Below are 18817 nucleotides of genomic sequence, written 5' to 3'. Positions count from 1 at the left end.
TAAGATAACTCTACAGAACTCAGTGCACCGTGCGCTGAAGTGCCAAATGTGGAGCTATCTATGACTTCTTCCAAACCCGATGACAAAATCAAGCGGCAAGACGGCGACGATAAGGTTGTGATCGTAAAAGCCGATGCGGTCTCGACGTTGCCCGACACCATGTCCCCAGAAGCTGCAGCGGCATATCTGGGTGTTTCGGCAACGACGCTGGCAATGTGGCGCTGCACCAAGCGCTACCCGCTCCCCTACATCAAAGTTGGCCGCTTGGTCCAATACCGTAAGAACCATCTCGACACTTTCCTGGCGAACCGCACTGTCGATCTGTCGGAATAAGGGCGCCAACCTGTCACCCCAACATCGCCACCGAGGCGAGCTATGCGCATGAATGGCCAGTTGCCTAGTCCACTGCGCAAATTTGCGTAATCGCTGAGCGGGACGATGAATGAACAATGCTAACCGTCGTTATCAATACCACGGGGTGAAGAAGTCGCTGGCCAGCCCAAGCGGCTGGAGTGTTTTATTGGAGGGCGCCGGCGCGTTCGCCGACAATGTCCGCCTCGCGGTCCTGGACACCAAATCAAACATGTAGCGGGACCGTTAATGCGAAAACCCTTCTTTGTCAGTCTCGAGCCTAGCCTTCGCGCTGCCATTTACGACATGGTTGGCGCCGCGCCCGAGCACATTAATCCCGACGGTATCACCCGCTTTTCCACGAGCGGGCAGCGCACGAATACCGACGGCTGGGTTATCTGCTCGGATAACCGCATCGTCCGCTTCGGGTGCTGGCGCCAGAACGTGGAGGGCTGGTGGACCGATACGGGACGCGGGTCTCGCGCAGCACACTCGTGTTTCCAGCCGTCCGGCAATCCCGCTATTAACGTCGAGCAAGAGCGTCGGGAGCGTGCACGGATCAACGCATCGATCTGGAGCCGCGCTCGCCCGATGCGCGTCGAAGCGCATGCGGGCACTTACCTGCTGAAGCGTGGATTGGTACTGGTTGACTACCCGAGTGCCTTGCGCACTACCTTCCTGTCCTACTACGAAGACGGCGTTGAAAAAGGACGCTACCCGGCCATGCTCGGCGCCGTGACCAATCAGCACGGCGAGCTGGTAACCCTGCACCGTACGTTCTTGACCGCGGGCGGTCACAAGGCGCCCGTCTCCCAGCCGAAGAAGTTGACGCGTGCTAGCGCCCCGCTCGCGGGCGCGTCGATCAAGCTGGACCAGCCCCGAGAGATCAACAACAGGCTGACGCTCGGGATAGGCGAAGGAATCGAGACTGCACTCGCATGCAGGCTGGGTTCTGGGATTCCGACGTGGAGCTGCGTGAGCGCCAGCGGTATGAAGTCCTTCATCTGGCCCGTCGGATTGGAAAGCCTCGTCATCTTCGCAGACAACGACAAGCACGGTGTCGGCCAGGCCGCAGCCGGGCACTTGGCCTCGCGCGCGGTCGCCGCCGGACTCGAAGTACGTGTCCTCGTGCCCCAGACCGCAGGTACCGACTGGCTCGACGTGTACGTAGGAGCAGCTGAATGACATCACTCAACAATGTCCTCGCGATTCCTCCGGTAGACGGCTGGCCCGACGATCCGTTGCCGCTCGTTGCTGAACTAGCGCGCGCGGAGCCTTTCCCGATGGACGCGCTCCCGCCGGTGCTGGCTGACTACGGTCACGTGATCCGGCACTGCATGCAGGCCCCGGACGCCCTGATCGGCAATTCGTTGTTGGCGGCGGCCAGTCTGGCGGTACAGCCCTATGCCAATGTCACCCTGCCCCACGGCGCGAGTGTCCCTACCAGCCTGTTCTTCGTTAGCATCGCCGAGTCGGGCGAAAGGAAATCCGCCGTCGATCGGCTCGCGCTGCATCCCCACGCATTGTTCGAGAAGGTTAAGAGCGACCAGCAACGTGAGGCCATCGAGCAACTCAAACGCCTGCCGAAGGCTGAAATCGAGAAAGGCCAGATCCCGCGTGACGCAGTCTTCCTGGCTTCGGACCCGACAATCGAGGGCTTGTGCAAACTGCTGCACAGCGGCCTTCCCAGCATGGGCGTGTTCAGCGCCGAAGGCGGCCGCTTCCTCGGCGGACACGGAATGAGCGACGACGCGGCCTTGCGTACCGCGGCGGGACTCTCGTCGTTCTGGGACGGCGCGCCGGTGGACCGTGTCCGCGCGGGTGACGGCGCGTCGAAGCTCTACAATCGCCGTCTCGCGTTGCACTTGATGGCCCAGCCCCGCGCGGCATTGGAATGGCTGGGTAACCCAGTTCTAAAAGATCAGGGTTTGTTCTCGCGTTGCTTGATCGCGTACCCGGAAAGCACGGCCGGCACGCGGCTGTTTCGCGCCGAACGGGCGGATAAGTCCTCAGCGGCGGCAGCCTATGAAGGTTGGATGTTCGAGCTATTGAACGGTTGCTGGCCCATCAACGAATTCCATGAACTGCAGCCGCAGTCGATGCGCATCGTCGATGCAGCCCTTGACTTATGGGTGAGCCAGCACGACCAGATTGAGCGGGCAATCGTCGGCAAGCTGCTGCCCGTTCGCGCTTTGGCCAGCAAGGCAGCGGAACACATTGCCCGCATCGCCGCCGTGCTGACGTTGGTAACTTGTCCCGATGCGACGGAGGTCAGTGAGGACTCGATGCGCCGTGCCGCGATCCTGGTGGAGTTCTACCTTGGCGAGGCCCTGCGTCTTTCCGATGTCCAACCCCAACATGAACAGGCGGACCTGGTATTGATGCTATGGAACTGGCTTGTACTGCGCGGTAAGCGCCACGTGACCCTTCCCGAGTTGGCTCAGTATGGCCCCGCCAAGCTCAGGAAAACGCAAATGCTTCGCTCCCTGATGGGGGTGCTCGCTGATCACTATATGGTGCGTCGTGTCTCGGACGGCATGATCGAATACAACGGCAAGACCCGGCGTGAAGCATGGGAAGTGCGCCTGTAATTTTCCACCTTGAGATTCTTAAGCGTACGTTTCCACGACATCCGTTGCAGCTAATGTCGCTAATCCGCTAATCGAGAGGAAGGCGATTAGCGAATTAGCGACATTAGCATTAGTCACCGACCCTGGTCGCCTGTGCAACTAGCGACACTCAAAAGGATAGGTAGATTTGGCCGCGCTAACATGCTCGGGAGTCCCAGTCAGCGAGCTGCTGTCCAGTTCCTTGTTGTATCCGAAGGCCATGCATATACCACGTTGCTGCCATCTGTAATCGCAAAGGTAGTTGAACGTGAGCGGCTCATCCGTCGCCATGTCCGTATTGTCTGGCTCAGCCACGGCAAGGTCAAACGTCTAGCGCAGATTCTCCAGGGACGAGATCATCGCATTGATGTGTGTGGAATGCGGGCATGCAGGCCATCGGTTCACTTGCAAAAATGACAGGGCTTCCCGATCGCTGGCAAACTTTAAAGAATCGCGATTTATTAAAAGAATGCTGTGTACAGGCAATATCCTGGCACAGATCGGTTGGTTGAGGTGGCCATAAAGTTGGGCTGTTGGGCTGACACACGAGCGTGGATAGGTCGGGATGCGGGAGTCGACACCGGGCTTTCGATGATGTCCGAATGCCGTACTATAGGTCAGTAGCGCGAGGAGCTTGCCCCGGGCACCTCCAGAGGATGTACAACTGGCCGCTGACGCAGTAATTGACGCAGTTTGGTGTGCGTCAAGGTCGGCAGACATCCATTTGGCGTTCTTCCACTCGCCTGCTCGCTCATCTGTTGGCGCCAAGCCGAAAGGTATGCCCGAGGCGCTCGGCGCTATAGAGTCACCCGCCTGCTTTTGCGCGACGAGTGCTCACTCGCGAGCCTTACTGATATGCAAATAAAAAGCAAATCTTGCGGCATCTCGTGCATGGACCAAATTAGTCTTTTCGATTAATCGAAGGGTATATCGGCACTCTGGCTTAAGCTGCGGAAGTGCTGAAAATGTCGATTTAAAATCGGAAAACGACAGAGTTTGGACAGATGAATATGACCTACCGAGGAGTGCGAGCATGGTTTCAAGCTCAGGATTTGATCCTTCAAACGATATGGACTCATCGTTCGCGCTCACGGTGGCAACAGCCCTGGCCGATTTTTTCTCACGATCTATCGTGAAGAGACACGGGGGCTTGCCGCTTCCTTCCTCAAATTTCTTGATGATCTGCTCGACTTTTTCGCCGCCTCCAGCCCGATCCACTAGGGCCTGTACCTTGGCTGCCTCATCGAGTTTGCCTTCGAGCCGTTCTACGCCCCCTACCTGCGTAACGATGCCGACCAACCGATCCGCCATAGCTGCGCCACCGGCCCTGCTGATGAAGTCGGCCGTTCCTTTCATTTCCTTGATCGGGCCGAGCTTCGTCAGTTCGTCGGTCAATTCGGTGATGTTGGAGACCCCGGAAGCCTTCAGCGCTCGTTCCACCTTCTCGGTCGCGGAGCGCTGGGCCGCGAGCTGCTTGTCCTCGCCGGCCTTGCCCACCACGTACAGCAATAACGCAAGAAAGATAATCTGAACGAGAAGGTCGATCAGAGTGATGAAGTAGACGTCGTTATTGCGTTTCATGGCTTACTTTCGGCCAGCTCGCTCTCCACGCGGAAATCCTTGATCGCCTTCGCCGCCTCGCTTAACTGATCCGCGAGAATGCTGGCAGAGTTAGCGGAGCGCCGCATATCGTCATCCAGGACGCGGGTCGAGTTGGTGAGACGCGACTTAACTTCGTTTGCGACCGATTCAAACGATTTTTCCATGCGCGCTCCGAATGCCTCGACCGCTTCGGCATGTTTCGGTAGCCGGGCCAGCTCCTCATCGAAGCCGCTCGAGGCGACTTCTGCTTTCTCCAGATTCGATGCAAGCGCGCCCGCCGTGAACGACAGATCCTCGACCACCGTGTCAAGAGATCTGATACGCTCGACAAGGCTCTTCGTCGAATTGGCGAGTTCGCTAACATGCACGGCAACCTCGCCAACCTTTTCGGATGACGCATGAAGGGCATCGAGCTGGTCGGTTGCACGCTTGCTGACGGTGCGGACCGCCTTGAGGGCCGTGCCGCTGCTGTCCACCGTCTCCAGCAGGTCTTGCAGCGAATCGACCGTATCGGCAATTGCGGCATGCGCCTCGACAACTGATACCGTAGCGTCTTTCAAAGACACGGTCGATTGCACCATGCTGCCCTGTGGTCCGCCGAGTTCTTTGACCTGCAGCGCAAACTGGTTCAGGCTCGTGGCGAGCGCCGTGGCGGCACTGGTGCTCTGCTTCGTGGCACCTACCTTTTCCAGTGTTTTCGCGACGAGCTCAACCATTGCGCGATTCAGGTTTTGCGACGCCTCAACCGTGCCGCGCATGCTGTCGACGTATTCTTTGCGCTCCGCGGCAAACGCCGTGCTGTTCAGAGCCAGCCTAAAATCGTGTACGCCTTGGCGTGCTTCTTCGACTGTAGCAGACATATCGCGCGAAAACTGCGCAGCCGTGTCGAGCATCTTTTCGTTGGCGGAACGCTGGATCGACTCGGCGGCCTCGATCGTCCGGCTCACGATGTCGCGCGAGAATACCGCCAGGTGTTGCGTCGCGTCGTCGATATTTTTGACCAGCTCGCCAGACTTCAGCACGTAGCGGTCCATCGCTTCTTCCAGGGTCTGTTCATTCATCCGAACTCCCCGGCTCTGTAGGTGCAGGCGTGCGACGACCGCATATGCTGTTGCAATCAGACCGGTACCGAAGTGAATCACAACCCCGTTCACGCTTGCGAGCGCGCCGTGCAGGCCGACCATGACCGCGCTGATACTCAAAGCTCCAACAGTGATAAGAAATCCAAAGTAATACACGCTGTCGATCTCGGCCTGCGTCAACCCATCCCGCGCTTTAGGCAGCAGTACCTTGACGTGGTACCAGACTAGCGGCCCGCAGCCAAACAACATGGCGAAGTAGGAAATCGGGCCGAGAAGCATAGTTCCCAACCCCATCAAGGCAATCGACGCTAGGATGAGCTTGCCCATCTTGTTGAATTCGGTTTTGTTCATTCTTTTTCCGTAAGTTGTTGTGCGTCAGACATCGAGCCGGGCAGGTATTCCCATGTCACCCCTTCGCCCTCGCCTTCAAAATCGCCGAAGTACCAGTTCCAGAACGCGCGGCGACATCGTGATACGTCGCGTCCAGCGCCCGGCTCTGGGATCACGTTCAAGTGTATCGTTACGCTTTTAAAGGAAGGGCGTTCCACCCCTCCCGCGCGAGCCATACGATAAGCTGCGATGGCAGCCTGGACTCCACCACAGCGGCGAGGATCGAAGCCACGCCACTTTTCGCGGAGGCCCGAAAAAATTACCAACGTATTCTTCGCGCTCCGGCTGTATGTGCTGACAGAAACGTCCGCCAAAACTTGCGTCAGTGTCTGGCTCCCGGCCGGCGCCACGGTTTGCCCGAGTTCGGCACGCACTGCGCCGGCGAGACGCGAGCGCAGCGCCGACTCCGTCCACTGCCGCCCGAACAGCGTGGCGAAGAGCGGCGGTCGCGTGCAGACGGTAATCAGCGGGGTGGTCCCGCGATGGCGGGTGCTGAACAGGCTGATTCGCCGCACGCCGGCAAACGGTGCGTCCAGTTGCTCGCCCAGCCTGGCGAGTATCTCGCTGCTCATCGACTCGTCCACTGTCCCGGGCACATCGACGAAAAATGCGAGCTCGGCATCGATCACGGCGTCGCACGATCCGGCGGCGCGCGCGGCGCCGGACATCGCAGGGCTCCCAACACCCGCCGCCATACAAACCAGCAGCACCACCGCCGCCGCAAGCACGGCAAACAACACCCAACTGCGAGCGACCTGCCTCAAGCCCACGAGCAGGCGTGCGCCCGCGCCCGTGCCTACGCCGTACACCGGCACAGCGCCGTCCTCGGCTTGCACAGGGAGCTGGTCGACGGGGACATGTGCCCCCGGTGTCGGGGAAAAGGCGGCTGGCCGCAGCTGCGCAGGCGTCTCCTGATGCGCTGGCGTGGATTCGGCCGGGGTATGATGCCGCGGCAGCGCAGCTCGCTGCGGGCTGCCGCAAAAAGGACAAAAAGCTACCAGGCCGCCGAGATTGCGGGCGCAGCGAGCACTTCGACATAAGTTCGTCATAGCGGGTTACCGAAAGCCAGTGCCATGCCAGCAGTGCGTTCAAAGGCTACGCGGTTAGGCCATCCGGCCGCAGGCTGTCAGTCGAGCAGGGCCAGTTTTGTGCCGGTTTCGAGAAACACGATCTGTGCATTCAGCTTGCGCCTCGCAACAGCCTGGCCATCGAGGAACAGCGTCATGTCAACCGGGTAGGCGCCCTGCGGCACGCCTTGGGGCATGGTCATCGTGAAATTTGTACTGAACGCGCCGGCGCCGGCACCGTTGGCGTTCGCGGGCTTGCGCTGACGGACTTCGCTTCCGTCCGGACGGTGCAGCACGAACTCCTCTTCCAATCGTGGGGGCTGGTCGCTACTGCCCTGAACCACTTCGATGTCCGAGCGCACATTCATTTTGGTACCAGCCTGGAGACGTCCACCGCCATCCATCATCGTGTCATAGCGCACGAGTCGGTTCCGCGTAGGCAACTGCCCGCGGTTGGCGGTTCGGTATTCCTGCTGCACCTGATTAGCGCTCTTGGTTTGACGGGTATTGTAGTTAAAGGCAGCGCAAGCAAGCGATGCAAGGCCTGCGCCGGCGGCGGCACCTCGTAACCGATTATCTCCCTTGGATACAGCGGCTCCGAGCAAGGCGCCCAATATGGCCGCGCCCGCTTGGTTGCATTCGGCAGTTTCCGTCTGCGCCATGCCGCTCTGATTACCGCCTTGCGGTGCTGCACAGCCGGCGAGACCGATGCTGACGATGAGGGCGCATGCAACAATCCGGGTTTTCTGTTGTTGTTTCATGTGTTTTCTCTTTCATTCGATTGTTATTGAGTCTAGTGCTCTCTTTTGCTCAGTTTCCGCTTGGCGTTGCAAGGCACGAGCACGGGCATGCTGCGGATCCAGCCTCAACACCGCTTTCGCATTGCTGATGGCGCAGTCGTACTTGCGGGCACTACTGCAAGCCTCTGCATCGTCCATAAGCCCGTTAACCACGCTGTTGTCGCGAATCTGTGACGCAGGTGCCGGAGACGGCACCGGCACCCGCGCTGCCGGCGGACGTGCTTCCGGGTCGGCAGGCGCGGCCTCGGTCATCATGGCTACGGCTTTGCCTGCGACATCGCGCACGGCAAGCGAAGGACCGGCCTGTGCCATCGTTCGCAGCGCGTCGCGTGCCTTGGCCTGGTCGGGCGACAGGCGGACCGCGAGCAGGAAGGCCGAGGCCGCGTTGTCGGTCTCGCCGTGCTCCGCTAGTGCCTGGGCCAAGTTCCCCCACGCCACAGGCTGTTCCGGGCCAAGCACCAGGGCGGCCATGGCAGCGAGCCGGGCGTCGGTGAAATTGCCCTGCTTATAAAGGGCGTAGGCCAGGTTGGTAGCGGCTTCTTGATCGCGAGGATCCGCGAGGAGCGCCTTCTTGAAGCTCTCGACCGCGTCGCCGTATGTCTGCACCTGCAGCGCTTCGACCCCTTCCTTGTTGGCGGCGCGCGCAGCCGCGCTGTCGCCCTGTGCCGGCAACTGCAGCTGCAGAAAACCCTTCCTAGCGTGGAGCAGGGGCGCGAGGTCCGGCTGGCGCGCCGCGGCAAGCATGGCTGCAAGCGAAGGTTGCGCGGCCTCGACAGGAATGGCGCTCAGCACCTCGGACACCGTTTGCGGCGCCGGGGCCTCTGTCACCGCGGCCTCGGGCGCGGCGGACGCAGGGTCTGGCGTCGCTGGTTCAAGAGCGGCAGGCGCGGCAGCGGGCGTTTCTTCCGCCTGCGCCTTCGCCGCGTCGGTATGACTCGAATCGGTCTTATCGCGGCCGAACATCACGTACAACACAACCAGCAGCAAGATAATCCAAATGCCCATCTTCGACTTCTTGGGCGGCCGTGCCGGCTTTCCAGTCGATGGAGGAACAACGGGTTCGGGCCCGACCATCCGTCCAGATTCGGTCATGCCGTCAGCCAAAGAAGTTTTGGGCGCGGCTCTGGAACGTCGCTTGGCGCCCGCACGCGCCGAGGACGTATTGTCTGCTTCAGGCATCGGAGCCATGGGAGCCGGTTCGGCAGCTGCAGGGGGCGGCACGGGTTGCGCCGCGGGCTGCTGCGCCCCAAGGGTGTCACCTGCTGCCTGAGCCTGGCTCGCAGCCTCCACAGGCGGCCGCGCCTTGGCGGGCGCCGATGTTGGTGCCTGCTGAGGCGCTGAGGCACTGCTCGCGGCCGCCACAGTGCCGCAAAACGGGCAATACGCGACGTGAAAGTGATGAAGCTGCCCACACTGCACGTTCGCACAGTGGGTCGGCTGAGGTTTTGCGTTGTTGTCTAAAGGCGGCATTGCGATGCCTGGAAAAGAAGCGTGAAATATTCAGACCTGCCCATCGCAACCTCCGGTGTCAAACATGGCCGAGAGGCTGCGGTGAAGCAGGTTACATGCCCGTTGGCGGCGGTGGTGGTGGTGGTGGTGGTGGTGGCACCAGAATGCCAGGGTGGATGCCAAATTCCGGCAAGGAGCTGAGTGGCTCCCACCCTGCCATCCCCTGGCGCCAAGCGACAGTGGCTAGCGACACCTGTCCGCTGGCGATCCATTGCTTTAACAGTGGCACAGCGTAGGGGCCATGGTTCTGTCCGCCGATGAACAGCAGATACTCGACTGCTGGCAGCGACAATGGCGCGACCCCTGGCGGAGGCGGCGGCGCTGGGGGTGCCGGCGGGGCCGTAACCTGAATCGGCTGCGAACGGGCTGCCGCCTCATCGAGGGTTGCACGCAGCCAGCCAGCGTCAAAGAACTCTTTTCTGACGCGTCGCTTCAGGCGGTCCGAACCATCGGCGTCCGCCGCCTTGATTTCCCACGGATACGCATCTTGGACCGAATCTCCTACCGTTTCCGTCCAACGCCCAAAGGAACGCACCACGTCGGCCCAACCCTCGCCCCAATCGCACAGCTTGTTCTCGACTTCCTGCGCCTCGGCGGCAGTCACGCCGCGTTGCCGTGCCATCTGTTCGAGTTCGGTCGCGAGCGATCCGGCGATCGCATTGGCGAAACCGGGAACCGGTTTCTCGACCCCGGTGTCATCCTTGCTCAGCGACGGCGCATAGGTTTCGCGCTGCAGATAGCGGGCCAAGCCTGCCAACGCGGCGAGCTGCACAGCGTCGAGCTGGTCCATCGTACCGTTGACCGCGCCCTCGATGTGCGACCGGTATTCGGCGTCGATGCCATGGATACGGAAGCGCCGCTCATTGCCGAAGTCGCGCCAGTCACCCCGGCCGAAGTCGAACTGGTATTGGCCAGGCGGAATGGTTTTTCGCGGGTTGCGCACCAGCTTGCGCAGCATGACCGCCAGCAGGAACAGCCTGAAGTCGTAGGCGTTCTGCTTCAGTTCCTCTGACGTGGGAACCATCGGCTGCACGAACTGTGTCGGATCAATATGCGTATGCAGCGGCCAATCCTTGCTAACAAGACGGTAGCTTGCACGCCAGTTTTCCAGGCCGCGCAGTACGCGCAGCGGGAAGCCCGACAGCTCGCAATAGCAGATCGCGCGTCCCGGCACGCCGGTCTTGCAAAGCTGGAGCTGGTCGGCCGTGATTCCCGTGTAGGTCGGCAGCATCGAGCGCAATTCGCCGAGAAGTGGATCCCAGTCCTTCGGATTCATCACACCGAGGAGGCACTTGAAGCGGTCGGCCTTGAGCGGAACGTCGGCGAAGTTAGCGTCGATCCAAGGCATCGCGGCCCGCAGGAAGTCCGAAAATACGCGCTGCCGTTGGCTTGCGTCCATCGCCAACAGTTTCTTGAGCAGTGGATCTTCTGTCGCTGCGGCCGCGTTGTTGTTTTGGGACATGCGCGCGTTTGCGGCTTTCGCCCGCAGCTTCACCAGCAGCTTGGCACGCCCTTCTGCCGTGCGCAACATCGGGAAAATCTTGCGTGAACCTTCGAAGTCGCGAAACGCATCTTCAGCCCACGCACGCAATGCATGCCCGTCCGGTAATGGCGATTCGCTGATGTCAGCCGGCAGATAGATGTAGTTCGCGTGGCTTTTGTCGCTACTGTCCGCGATCGTGGCGCTGGTGCGCCGGATTTCCTCCCCAACCGCGAGCACTTCGCGGCGACCCAGGTGGAACTCTTCCAACAACCCGGTGTACAGGGCATTGCCGCGTGCGTCGGTACCGTTGCGCCCGCCAAGATACATTGATACACGGCGCAGCACCTCCGCGGCATTTTCCGCCGCCACAGAGCGCACGTGGAAGCGCAGGTAATCACCCAGATCCTTTTTGAGGTCGTCCAAGTAGGCTTCCGCCTTCTTGACGTCAGGACCCGAGAGGAAGCCGCCCTTTGCCGCGTCTGAAATATTACGCAGTGTCTCTTCGACCTGGTTGGTCTTGAGCGCATCGCGCACACGCTGATAGCGCTTGCCGTTTTCCTCTAGGATGGCCGCGAGACCGGTGGACGGATGGTCGATCGCGACCTTGACCAGCTCGACCAGCGACAGGACGAACTCAAGTCCACCGTACTCCCGGTTGTCGAGGTAGTCGTAGAGCTTCTGCGTGACGATTCCCTGCTTCTCGAGGACCATCTGCTGATGGCGGCGCGCCACCCGGTCTTCACTCGTCGCCGCGGTAGTGTCCTGGTTGCGAATGACGTCCTGTTCCAGCGCCGGAATGCGTTCACGCAGCAGCCGCGGCCAGTCCTTGACGTTGCTGCGGTCGGCCTTGATCGTCTCTACAAGGGCGTTGATCTTCTGCTGGATGCCCTCCTCCATGCTGCCGTGCTCGTCCGCCAGGAGGTCGTCGGTTGCACGCGAGTCGAGGAACGGCGCGCACAGCGCCTGTAGTTCCTTGCGTGCGCCGAAATCGGGAAAGCGGTCGAAGGTCACCATATCAACCTTCAGATGCTGTTGCATGAAGTCGTCGCGCTGTCGATCAGTCGCTTCGAGCGCACTGCGGTCGGTCGTGGATACGCCGAAGAACGCCTCGAGCATTGCGGCGGCCCAGCGGTTTTCCTGATCATCGAGGCGTTGCGACAACTGTGTGTCGAGGGTCGACTGGCCGAACGCCGAATAGCCCATGTTGTACTTGAGCTTCATCTCCCCGTAAGTCTCCTGCAGGGGAGGATGATACGGCAGAGCCTTGTGCTGCTGCTGGTTGACGGCGATCGAGCGCTTGCGATTAGCGAATTCCTCGCTCGCAAGATCTTCGAACAGTGCGTCGGCTACCATTTCGTACATGTCCTTGACGTCTTCCAGCGCGTGCCGGCCCATATTGGCGGACTCGACGATGTAGATGTCGGAGTAAGGTGTCGGATCAAGCGTCTGGCGCCCTTCTTCCGGAGACCAAGTATCGACAAATTTGGGGAACTGGCGCATGCAGGTTTCCAATTCCATCAACGCTGCATACCCATTGGCCTCAGTGCGATCCTTGTTGGCCTTGGCATAACCGCGCGGCGTGAACAGCATTAGCTGGACCTCGTAGCCGCTGCCGCCAAAAGCCTTTTCGCCTAGGCGCTTGGCCAGCCAGCCCATGTCAAGGAAGGAACCTGATCCGGTGCCGCCCGCAACCGAGCCCACCACGACGATACGCACCTTTTCGTTGTCGACCTCCAGCCCGAGCTTGTTCAGCTGCGCTTGGTTGGTGCGATTGGCCTTCAGGTGTTCAAGCTTTTGGGCGATGGTATCGCGTGTCTGGCGATAGTTGTCGTAGAAGTACAGGCGCGAGATCGAACGGATCTGTCCCGCCCCCTTGGTAGGATCGATCTGCAGCGCGCGAATCTTCTCCTGCGTCAGCGGGCACCACGACGCAATATGCGGATAGCGATGAAGATCGTCGGGACCGCGGAAGTACTTCAGCAAGTCCAGGCCGGACACCACGCGATCCTGCGACGGCAACTTGACCAACGGCGCAAGCGGGTCAGTGTTTGACGAACGCCCGTCTTCCAGCAAGGCGTTCTGGTCCAAGTCGAAGTGCATGAACTCGGCGACAGGAAACTCTTCCAGCGAGTTCACCCTTACACTGCCCCCCTTGCCCCATGTCGAGTGCAGGATGCGTCGGCGCACCCGCAGGATGACTTCCATCCCGGTCCCGCCCAAGCCGATGAACAGAACCGGCATCAATCGCCGTGGCGGATCCGCGCTGATTTCAGCTGTGCCGGTACGCTTATTGGTCTCGTCAGTCATTGCTTGCTTCTTTCTTATTAGGATCAGGCACGGCGACCGCTAATGAACATCAGTACGAGCGAACCCAGCGCAACGATCATGATGGGCGCCAAGACCAGGGGGGTCATAAATTTCCCTGGACTGATAAAGCCGAGCACTGATCCGGTCGCTAGGCTGGCCAAGAAAATGAAGAGATACCAGCCGGCTGCGTTGGCCTGGCCCGGGGCTACGCGTTTGCGTGCGAGGTTGTTTGCATACGCGCCGCGTACGAAGAAGAACGCGAGCAGCAGGACGAACAGGATCCCCCCACCGATGGCGTAGTCGCGTGGTTGCGGTCCTTGCTCAGGCGCTTGCGCGGGCACCACTTCAAGCTGGAGGGGCGCCGTGTCAGTTGCGCTGGAACCTGGTGCCGGGGCCGGGGCCACTTGCGGTGCCGGGAGTGTAAAGCCTGTGTCCGGTTTCGGTTCAGTCATGTTGTTTTCCTTTTATTTATAGTGATAGACACTGGTCAGATAAGCTCTACGGAATGACCCTTGGCAACCTGAGCCACAGTCGGTGCGCCGCCGCGGCGGGTGATCGTCGCGATCTGTTTTCCCTCTGGACTAAAAACCGGTACCTCGGCAAAGGCGCCGACGCTTATCCGTCGCAAAAGTCCGTTAACTCGCAATTCGTAGGAGACGGGTTTCCGTGCCCGTACCAACAAATACGTTAGCAGGCCGGCCGCGCCAAATAACAGACCGATGGCGGCCAGCAGCGGATACAGCGGGTAGTTCACACGGATGAGAAGCGGCAGCTCGACCGTCGAAACAGCCGCACTTGCCGGCGGAACGAACACGTCGGGCAATGGGTCGCCAGGAAATATTTTGGTGAGCCGCTCCTGGAATGCACGGTCTACGACCAGCTGCTGACCTTCAAGCCGCAGCACGACTTTGGCGGGAACGACAATCTGGCGTCCGAACTCGGTGAGCGCCTTGAGCGACCACGGGTTCGGGAAGTCGGCCCGGACCGGCAGCGAAATCGTCACATCGGACACCGCTCCAGGCGCCAGCGAGTTGATGGTTCGGGGGCTAAGCGCCAGGTTGTTGGACCAGCCAGTGCCGTGGACGTCGGCGCGCAACTGGGCCGCTTGAATCTCGAATGGGTAAAACATGTTCTCGACCTGGGCGACGATCTGCACAGCATTGGTCTGATGCGACGCGTCGATATCCAGCAACAAGGTCCGACCGTCACCGCCGAGCGACGCCGATGTGTTAGGCGCATTGATGACTGATTTGGGCAGGAGACGAACCGATTCGCGGTCGAGTGGCTTCAGTTGAGCCGGCTGCTGGGTAAACACTTCCCGCAAACGTTTGCTGGCCACCAGTGCCTTCAATGCCCGGTCAGCCTCGTCGCCATATGCCAGCGCATAGACCATCAGTCCGTTCGCAGCATACGTCTTGCCCTTGACCGGCATCGTCAACGGAAACGCCAGGCTGCGCTTAATCGACGGTTCACGGTGGATAAGACTGTAAAACTCCCGGTTCTTGCTGGCGGTTTCCGCGCTGTTGTTCGGACTGTTCTTGTTGTTCGTGAATATCCAGAGAATGCCCGGTTGCCCTTTGAGCGGCCCAGAAATCGTCTTCGACACGGCCTCGTTGAAATCGGTATCGGCCATCGCTTTGCCAGGCTGCTTGAAAGCGATTTCGATCTTGGAAATGGACGCGCCAAGATCGCCGCCTGCCCGGCCGTCGTATACCAGCGTCGGCGATACGTTTCTTTCGCTCGTCTGATTGAAAGACAGCACCATAACGCGGTCCGACCCCGTGGCGATTCTTTCCGCAGTAGCGGCCACCAGGGGTTTCAGTTGCGACGCGCCGTCCGTATAGAACGGCTCCATCCATCCGGAGTTCTGCACGAGAATCGCGTGGTTCACGCCGAAAGCGCTTTGTGCGCAAAGCGCCACTGTCAGGCCGACCAGCCAAAATAACTTTTGCATCAATTATCTCGCGGCTCTGGATGTTTCGACAGACGCCGTGTCCACGCGCCATCCGGGCAGGTTCGCCATCTCCGGGTGGTACAAATACAAATAGTCCTCGTAAATAAAAGCCAGCGTTTTCCACGGCTGATGCATGCGCGTCGCAAAGAAGCCCTGTTCATCGGAATGCTGTCCCATGATCTGGAAGCGGACACTCAAGCGTTCATCCCGTTCGAAAAACTGCTTTATGCCGGTCGTATGATCAACCCGCAGGACCAGCATTGACCCGTCGGAAACAGACTCGAGAAGCGGGACGACGGCTTCGTTGTTGTCGTGTGCTTCGCTGGAGACGATGTCGGGCTCGATCCATGGCTCGTCGCCGAGCCGTTTCTCGACCTTGATTGAGCTTTTTCCGCTCAGGGTTCGTGGTCCTCCAGAGGGATTCCAATCCTGCTTTGCGCGTCCTAGCGAGATGAATCCCTGACTTGGTTCGCCTTCGTACCCTTCAGGGTGCATAACTTGCAGCCAGAGACGGCCGTCACGCGCACAGTGCGGAGGACCGAGCCGGAACTCCGGTTTGATGGCAGATGGATTCCAGGTAATGAATTCGAATCGCTCGCGAGCAGGATTCGCTACGACATGTCCCTGGTATGACAGCCATAACACTTCATGCGAGGTCGCTGCTGGGTGCCAATCACTGTTCGGAAGCCCCTTCAGTTTCTCGGTCCATTGATTGTTATTCTCCGGTGAAACCTCGACAAGACTTACCTCTTGTTCCTGTCGGCAACGCATCAAGACATACACCTTGTCGTTCAAGGCCAGCGGTTGCGAATAACAGGTACCGGCAGCTACAAGCTGCGCGGAATAGGTTAGTGTCAAGGGTTCAATCCGCACGACGCCCAAACCGGCATCGCAAGGCCAGTACAACAAGGCATCCTGCGTAAGGTTGGTGCACTCAACGTTCCAAAACTCGTCGGCGATTTCCTCGGAGCCCAGAAAGACAGAGCCTGCTGCCGCTGTCAATTTCACCCACGCTCGGTCAGCAGGGAGCCAGCAATACAACACGCCATTTTTCCAGTCCAGCGCGATCAAACTGGAACGTTGCAGACCAAAAGCGCCGACCAGAAAGCGAAAGGTTCCAACTGCAGGAAAAGGCAACGATTCGGCCGGGACTGCATTTGTCTCTTCCGTATATGGCTGGAGGCGTAACGGCGCACATGTCAGCTTTCCGCCACGCACCAAGGCGGTTTTCAGTCCATTATTGCCATGCGGGGGTAACCAGCCGACTAACTTCGCAGTGTTTTCGACCAATGGCTTTCCAGTAAACGGGGAAAAACCAAAAGAAGCGGGAAAGCAGGCAGGAGCCGCTTCGGTACCGCCGTCTTCTGAGTTGACGCTTAGCGTACACCCAACGGCGATAGCGGCGTCATAACGAGACCAACGGGAGTCAATGTCTCTACCCTGCCACCTTCTCGCGAAAAACTTGCCTTGTCGATCTCGCCCCCAAACCGATGACGTTGCTTCGTCTGGCCACGACTCGATCGGCATGTCCTTCATTACCTTGTTCACACATACTCTCCGGGGAATTCATTGGACTGCTAGAGCCATTTAGCAAGGGGGGATTACTTCGTTTTGCCAAAGCCGAATAGATCTCCGACGCATATGTCCAACCCCTTGAACTTGCGCAGTTCATTTTTTGCATCGCTTAGCGATAGTTATTTTGATGCAAAGGAACGCGAATTACAATAGCAACAACTCAGACGTTGTTGCCAAACTGCACAAATATAATGTTAAAATAAATTTTCACAAACGTCACAATTGCGATTATTAGATAATTTTTTTTATTTGAAAATCTCTCCAAAGATCACAAAAGACGAGATGGAATGTGAAATTGCTGGCAACAATATTTTTCATTTTAAGCAGTGACTGCGCCGCATGCGAGTAGCAAGTCTAGAGACTTGTCCACTGTAATGAATCACCAGTTTGTTAAAGGGGGATCATTGTAGACGGCCCATTTCCTCACAAGAAGTTTCGCGGTGAACCGATGCCCTGTCAGAAACGATCGCTTTAACGCACGAGTAGCCGTTGTCTCGTAGCCGAACCACTGCTGGGACCACTCCTGGGCCAGCCGCTTTAGCTCCAGCGCCACTGCCTCGACTGCGGCCATGTACTCAAAATACCGCCGTTGGGCAGCTCGGGGACGTGCCATCATGGTCGAGGTGCCCGGCCATAGCCAGCTCTCGGTATTGGAATCAGCAATGGGGTAGACCGGGGGATTATACAAATGGAGGAACTTAGATCCTGCGACCAGAGAATTATTGACGCACCGAACCGCTACAGGCACCAATTCCGCCGGCGGACTTGCCGCATTCAATAATGCAGGCAGGGCTGCAATGGCGTCCGGATTATGGCTGCGAACGGTAGTCGGCATCCAGGCGTACATGGCTGACAGACCCAAGATTACCGCTTCCTCGTCCCATGTCTTCGTCTCCGAGAACCGGGCGAAAGTAGACAGGAAATGCGGATAGCTGCAGGTATAGAAGTCAGTGGACTGCTGCTGTTGCAGGAGTGTAGTGCGTATGAGCTGCTCAAGCGAATGCGTCATGCGCGGATACTGCGTTGGCTTCCTGAATCCATGCTAACTCTTGGCAAAATGAGGGATGAATTTGCACCGTCCTCCTCGTCGGGCTCACTAGTACGCCCACAATTTGAAGGCGGCGCTAGTTTCTCAACATTACGCCGCAGTATGCTAATTATTTCTTATGGCCTGGAGCCTTAACAGTGGGCGCACTGCTGCTCCTCATTTGCTTGCCTCGATTGCCCTGCACCTGGTCATATTGCCGATTGGTGCCAGGCGTACCCTTGTTGTCATTCTTCATGTTGGAGCTGTTGTCCTTGGGTGCGATTTTTCCAGTCATTTTGCTCTCCAGATGTGCTGGGGCCGGCAGGATGCTTGCCCTGTCTGTATAGACTCCCCTATAAGGCGCAGGTTCGGCTAGTGTGCTATTCCAGCCATTTCACGCCCGTTCGGAGTTGGCCAAGAGTAAGCGTCTTACCATCAACGTCTTGAGCGCGGCAAGCAAAAAGGGGATGATGCTTGCCGCATCGCTGGGAAGCGAAGTTCAGCCGGCTGGCTTGGCGGCCCAGTTCCAGGGCCGGAAATCGTCGACCGATTCACAGGATGATCGGCGATATGCGTTAGCACATGGCGCAATCAGGCTTCGGGGTCAATCCCGTTCAGCCTGGTCATTCCAATCAGCCCGTACATGGCAACAGCGCGTTCGCCGCCCTGTCGGCGCTGGCGAACAGGAAGTTGCGCCGGCCTAGCACGATACCCCGCAGCGCCCGTTCGGCGGCTGAGTTGTCGATCCCGATGCGGCCATCGTCGACATAATGTTTCAGCGCTGGCCACAGCTTAAGGGCATAAAGAATTGCCGCTGCTGTATCAGATCTTCGCGACAGCGTTGCAAGCGTGGGTGTAGCTAGCGCGCCAAATCGGCGAGCAGCGGTGTCGCGTGCAGTTGGTGTGCAACGCGGCGTTCGTTCGCCGGTTTGCCGCGGATATTCTTTTCGACGGCATACAGCTTGCCGATCCGGCGCAGCGCCTCGGTTTTAATGGGGACTACTTTGCGGCTGACGCCGTCCAGTGTCTGGACGGTGCTGGTTTGACGCTTACGATGGTCA

General features: G+C 59.1%; 14 protein-coding genes and 1 pseudogene. 4 read left to right on the top strand and 11 right to left on the bottom strand.

Annotation, left to right across the window (positions count from 1 at the left end; translation table 11 throughout):
• The first annotated feature begins 60 nt into the window (after nucleotides 1-60).
• The 4 genes from ACFPN5_RS10235 (at nucleotide 61) to ACFPN5_RS10220 (ending at nucleotide 2942) form a co-directional block, all read left to right on the top strand.
• The gene (locus ACFPN5_RS10235; protein ID WP_379782791.1) at nucleotides 61-333 is read left to right on the top strand and encodes a helix-turn-helix domain-containing protein; all 273 of its coding nucleotides are present in this window, start codon (nucleotides 61-63) and stop codon (nucleotides 331-333) included.
• Between the two features lie 109 nt (nucleotides 334-442).
• Nucleotides 443-589 carry a hypothetical protein gene (locus tag ACFPN5_RS10230; RefSeq protein WP_379782789.1) on the top strand — a complete coding sequence of 49 codons (147 nt, stop codon included), beginning with the start codon at nucleotides 443-445 and terminating at the stop codon, nucleotides 587-589.
• Between the two features lie 11 nt (nucleotides 590-600).
• Complete coding sequence (locus tag ACFPN5_RS10225) at nucleotides 601-1536, top strand: DUF7146 domain-containing protein (protein ID WP_379782787.1); 936 nt, start codon at nucleotides 601-603, stop codon at nucleotides 1534-1536.
• Entirely contained in the window at nucleotides 1533-2942 is a 1410-nt protein-coding gene (locus ACFPN5_RS10220) for a YfjI family protein (protein ID WP_379782785.1), read from the top strand. Before ACFPN5_RS10225 ends, ACFPN5_RS10220 begins: the two co-directional genes overlap by 4 nt.
• A gap of 852 nt (nucleotides 2943-3794) precedes the next feature.
• Here ACFPN5_RS10220 and ACFPN5_RS10215 read toward each other — a convergent pair.
• From ACFPN5_RS10215 to ACFPN5_RS10165, 11 genes and pseudogenes are all read right to left on the bottom strand, one after another.
• Complete coding sequence (locus ACFPN5_RS10215) at nucleotides 3795-4541, bottom strand: hypothetical protein (protein WP_379782783.1); 747 nt, start codon at nucleotides 4539-4541, stop codon at nucleotides 3795-3797.
• Nucleotides 4538-5995 carry a hypothetical protein gene (locus tag ACFPN5_RS10210; RefSeq protein ID WP_379782781.1) on the bottom strand — a complete coding sequence of 486 codons (1458 nt, stop codon included), beginning with the start codon at nucleotides 5993-5995 and terminating at the stop codon, nucleotides 4538-4540. Before ACFPN5_RS10210 ends, ACFPN5_RS10215 begins: the two co-directional genes overlap by 4 nt.
• Nucleotides 5992-6771 carry a hypothetical protein gene (locus ACFPN5_RS10205; RefSeq protein ID WP_379782779.1) on the bottom strand — a complete coding sequence of 260 codons (780 nt, stop codon included), beginning with the start codon at nucleotides 6769-6771 and terminating at the stop codon, nucleotides 5992-5994. The genes ACFPN5_RS10210 and ACFPN5_RS10205 overlap by 4 nt, the downstream gene beginning before the upstream one ends.
• Before the next feature lie 389 nt (nucleotides 6772-7160).
• Nucleotides 7161-7862: a hypothetical protein gene (locus tag ACFPN5_RS10200; protein WP_379782778.1), complete on the bottom strand. Its 702-nt coding sequence runs from the start codon at nucleotides 7860-7862 to the stop codon at nucleotides 7161-7163.
• A 12-nt stretch (nucleotides 7863-7874) separates the two neighbouring features.
• Complete coding sequence (locus ACFPN5_RS10195; RefSeq protein ID WP_379782776.1) at nucleotides 7875-8993, bottom strand: tetratricopeptide repeat protein; 1119 nt, start codon at nucleotides 8991-8993, stop codon at nucleotides 7875-7877.
• A gap of 469 nt (nucleotides 8994-9462) precedes the next feature.
• The gene (locus tag ACFPN5_RS10190; protein WP_379782774.1) at nucleotides 9463-13200 is read right to left on the bottom strand and encodes a tubulin-like doman-containing protein; all 3738 of its coding nucleotides are present in this window, start codon (nucleotides 13198-13200) and stop codon (nucleotides 9463-9465) included.
• Nucleotides 13201-13223: 23 nt separating this feature from the next.
• On the bottom strand, nucleotides 13224-13652 hold the full coding sequence (locus ACFPN5_RS10185; RefSeq protein WP_379782772.1) for a hypothetical protein: 429 nt from the start codon (nucleotides 13650-13652) through the stop codon (nucleotides 13224-13226).
• Between the two features lie 35 nt (nucleotides 13653-13687).
• Nucleotides 13688-15154 (bottom strand): hypothetical protein, encoded by a 1467-nt coding sequence (locus ACFPN5_RS10180; RefSeq protein ID WP_379782770.1) that lies wholly within the window; start codon nucleotides 15152-15154, stop codon nucleotides 13688-13690.
• Between the two features lie 3 nt (nucleotides 15155-15157).
• Entirely contained in the window at nucleotides 15158-16702 is a 1545-nt protein-coding gene (locus ACFPN5_RS10175; protein WP_379782768.1) for a hypothetical protein, read from the bottom strand.
• A 406-nt stretch (nucleotides 16703-17108) separates the two neighbouring features.
• On the bottom strand, nucleotides 17109-17738 hold the full coding sequence (locus tag ACFPN5_RS10170) for a hypothetical protein (protein ID WP_379782766.1): 630 nt from the start codon (nucleotides 17736-17738) through the stop codon (nucleotides 17109-17111).
• Between the two features lie 517 nt (nucleotides 17739-18255).
• Nucleotides 18256-18780, bottom strand: a pseudogene (locus ACFPN5_RS10165) (IS66 family transposase).
• Nucleotides 18781-18817 lie beyond the last annotated feature (37 nt).

Origin of the sequence: Massilia niabensis, from assembly GCF_042655085.1 — a bacterium.
Taxonomy (GTDB): Bacteria; Pseudomonadota; Gammaproteobacteria; order Burkholderiales; family Burkholderiaceae_D; genus Telluria; species Telluria niabensis.
The sequence above is the reverse complement of the archived record's forward strand: the minus strand, read 5'-3'. Positions and strand labels throughout refer to the sequence as shown.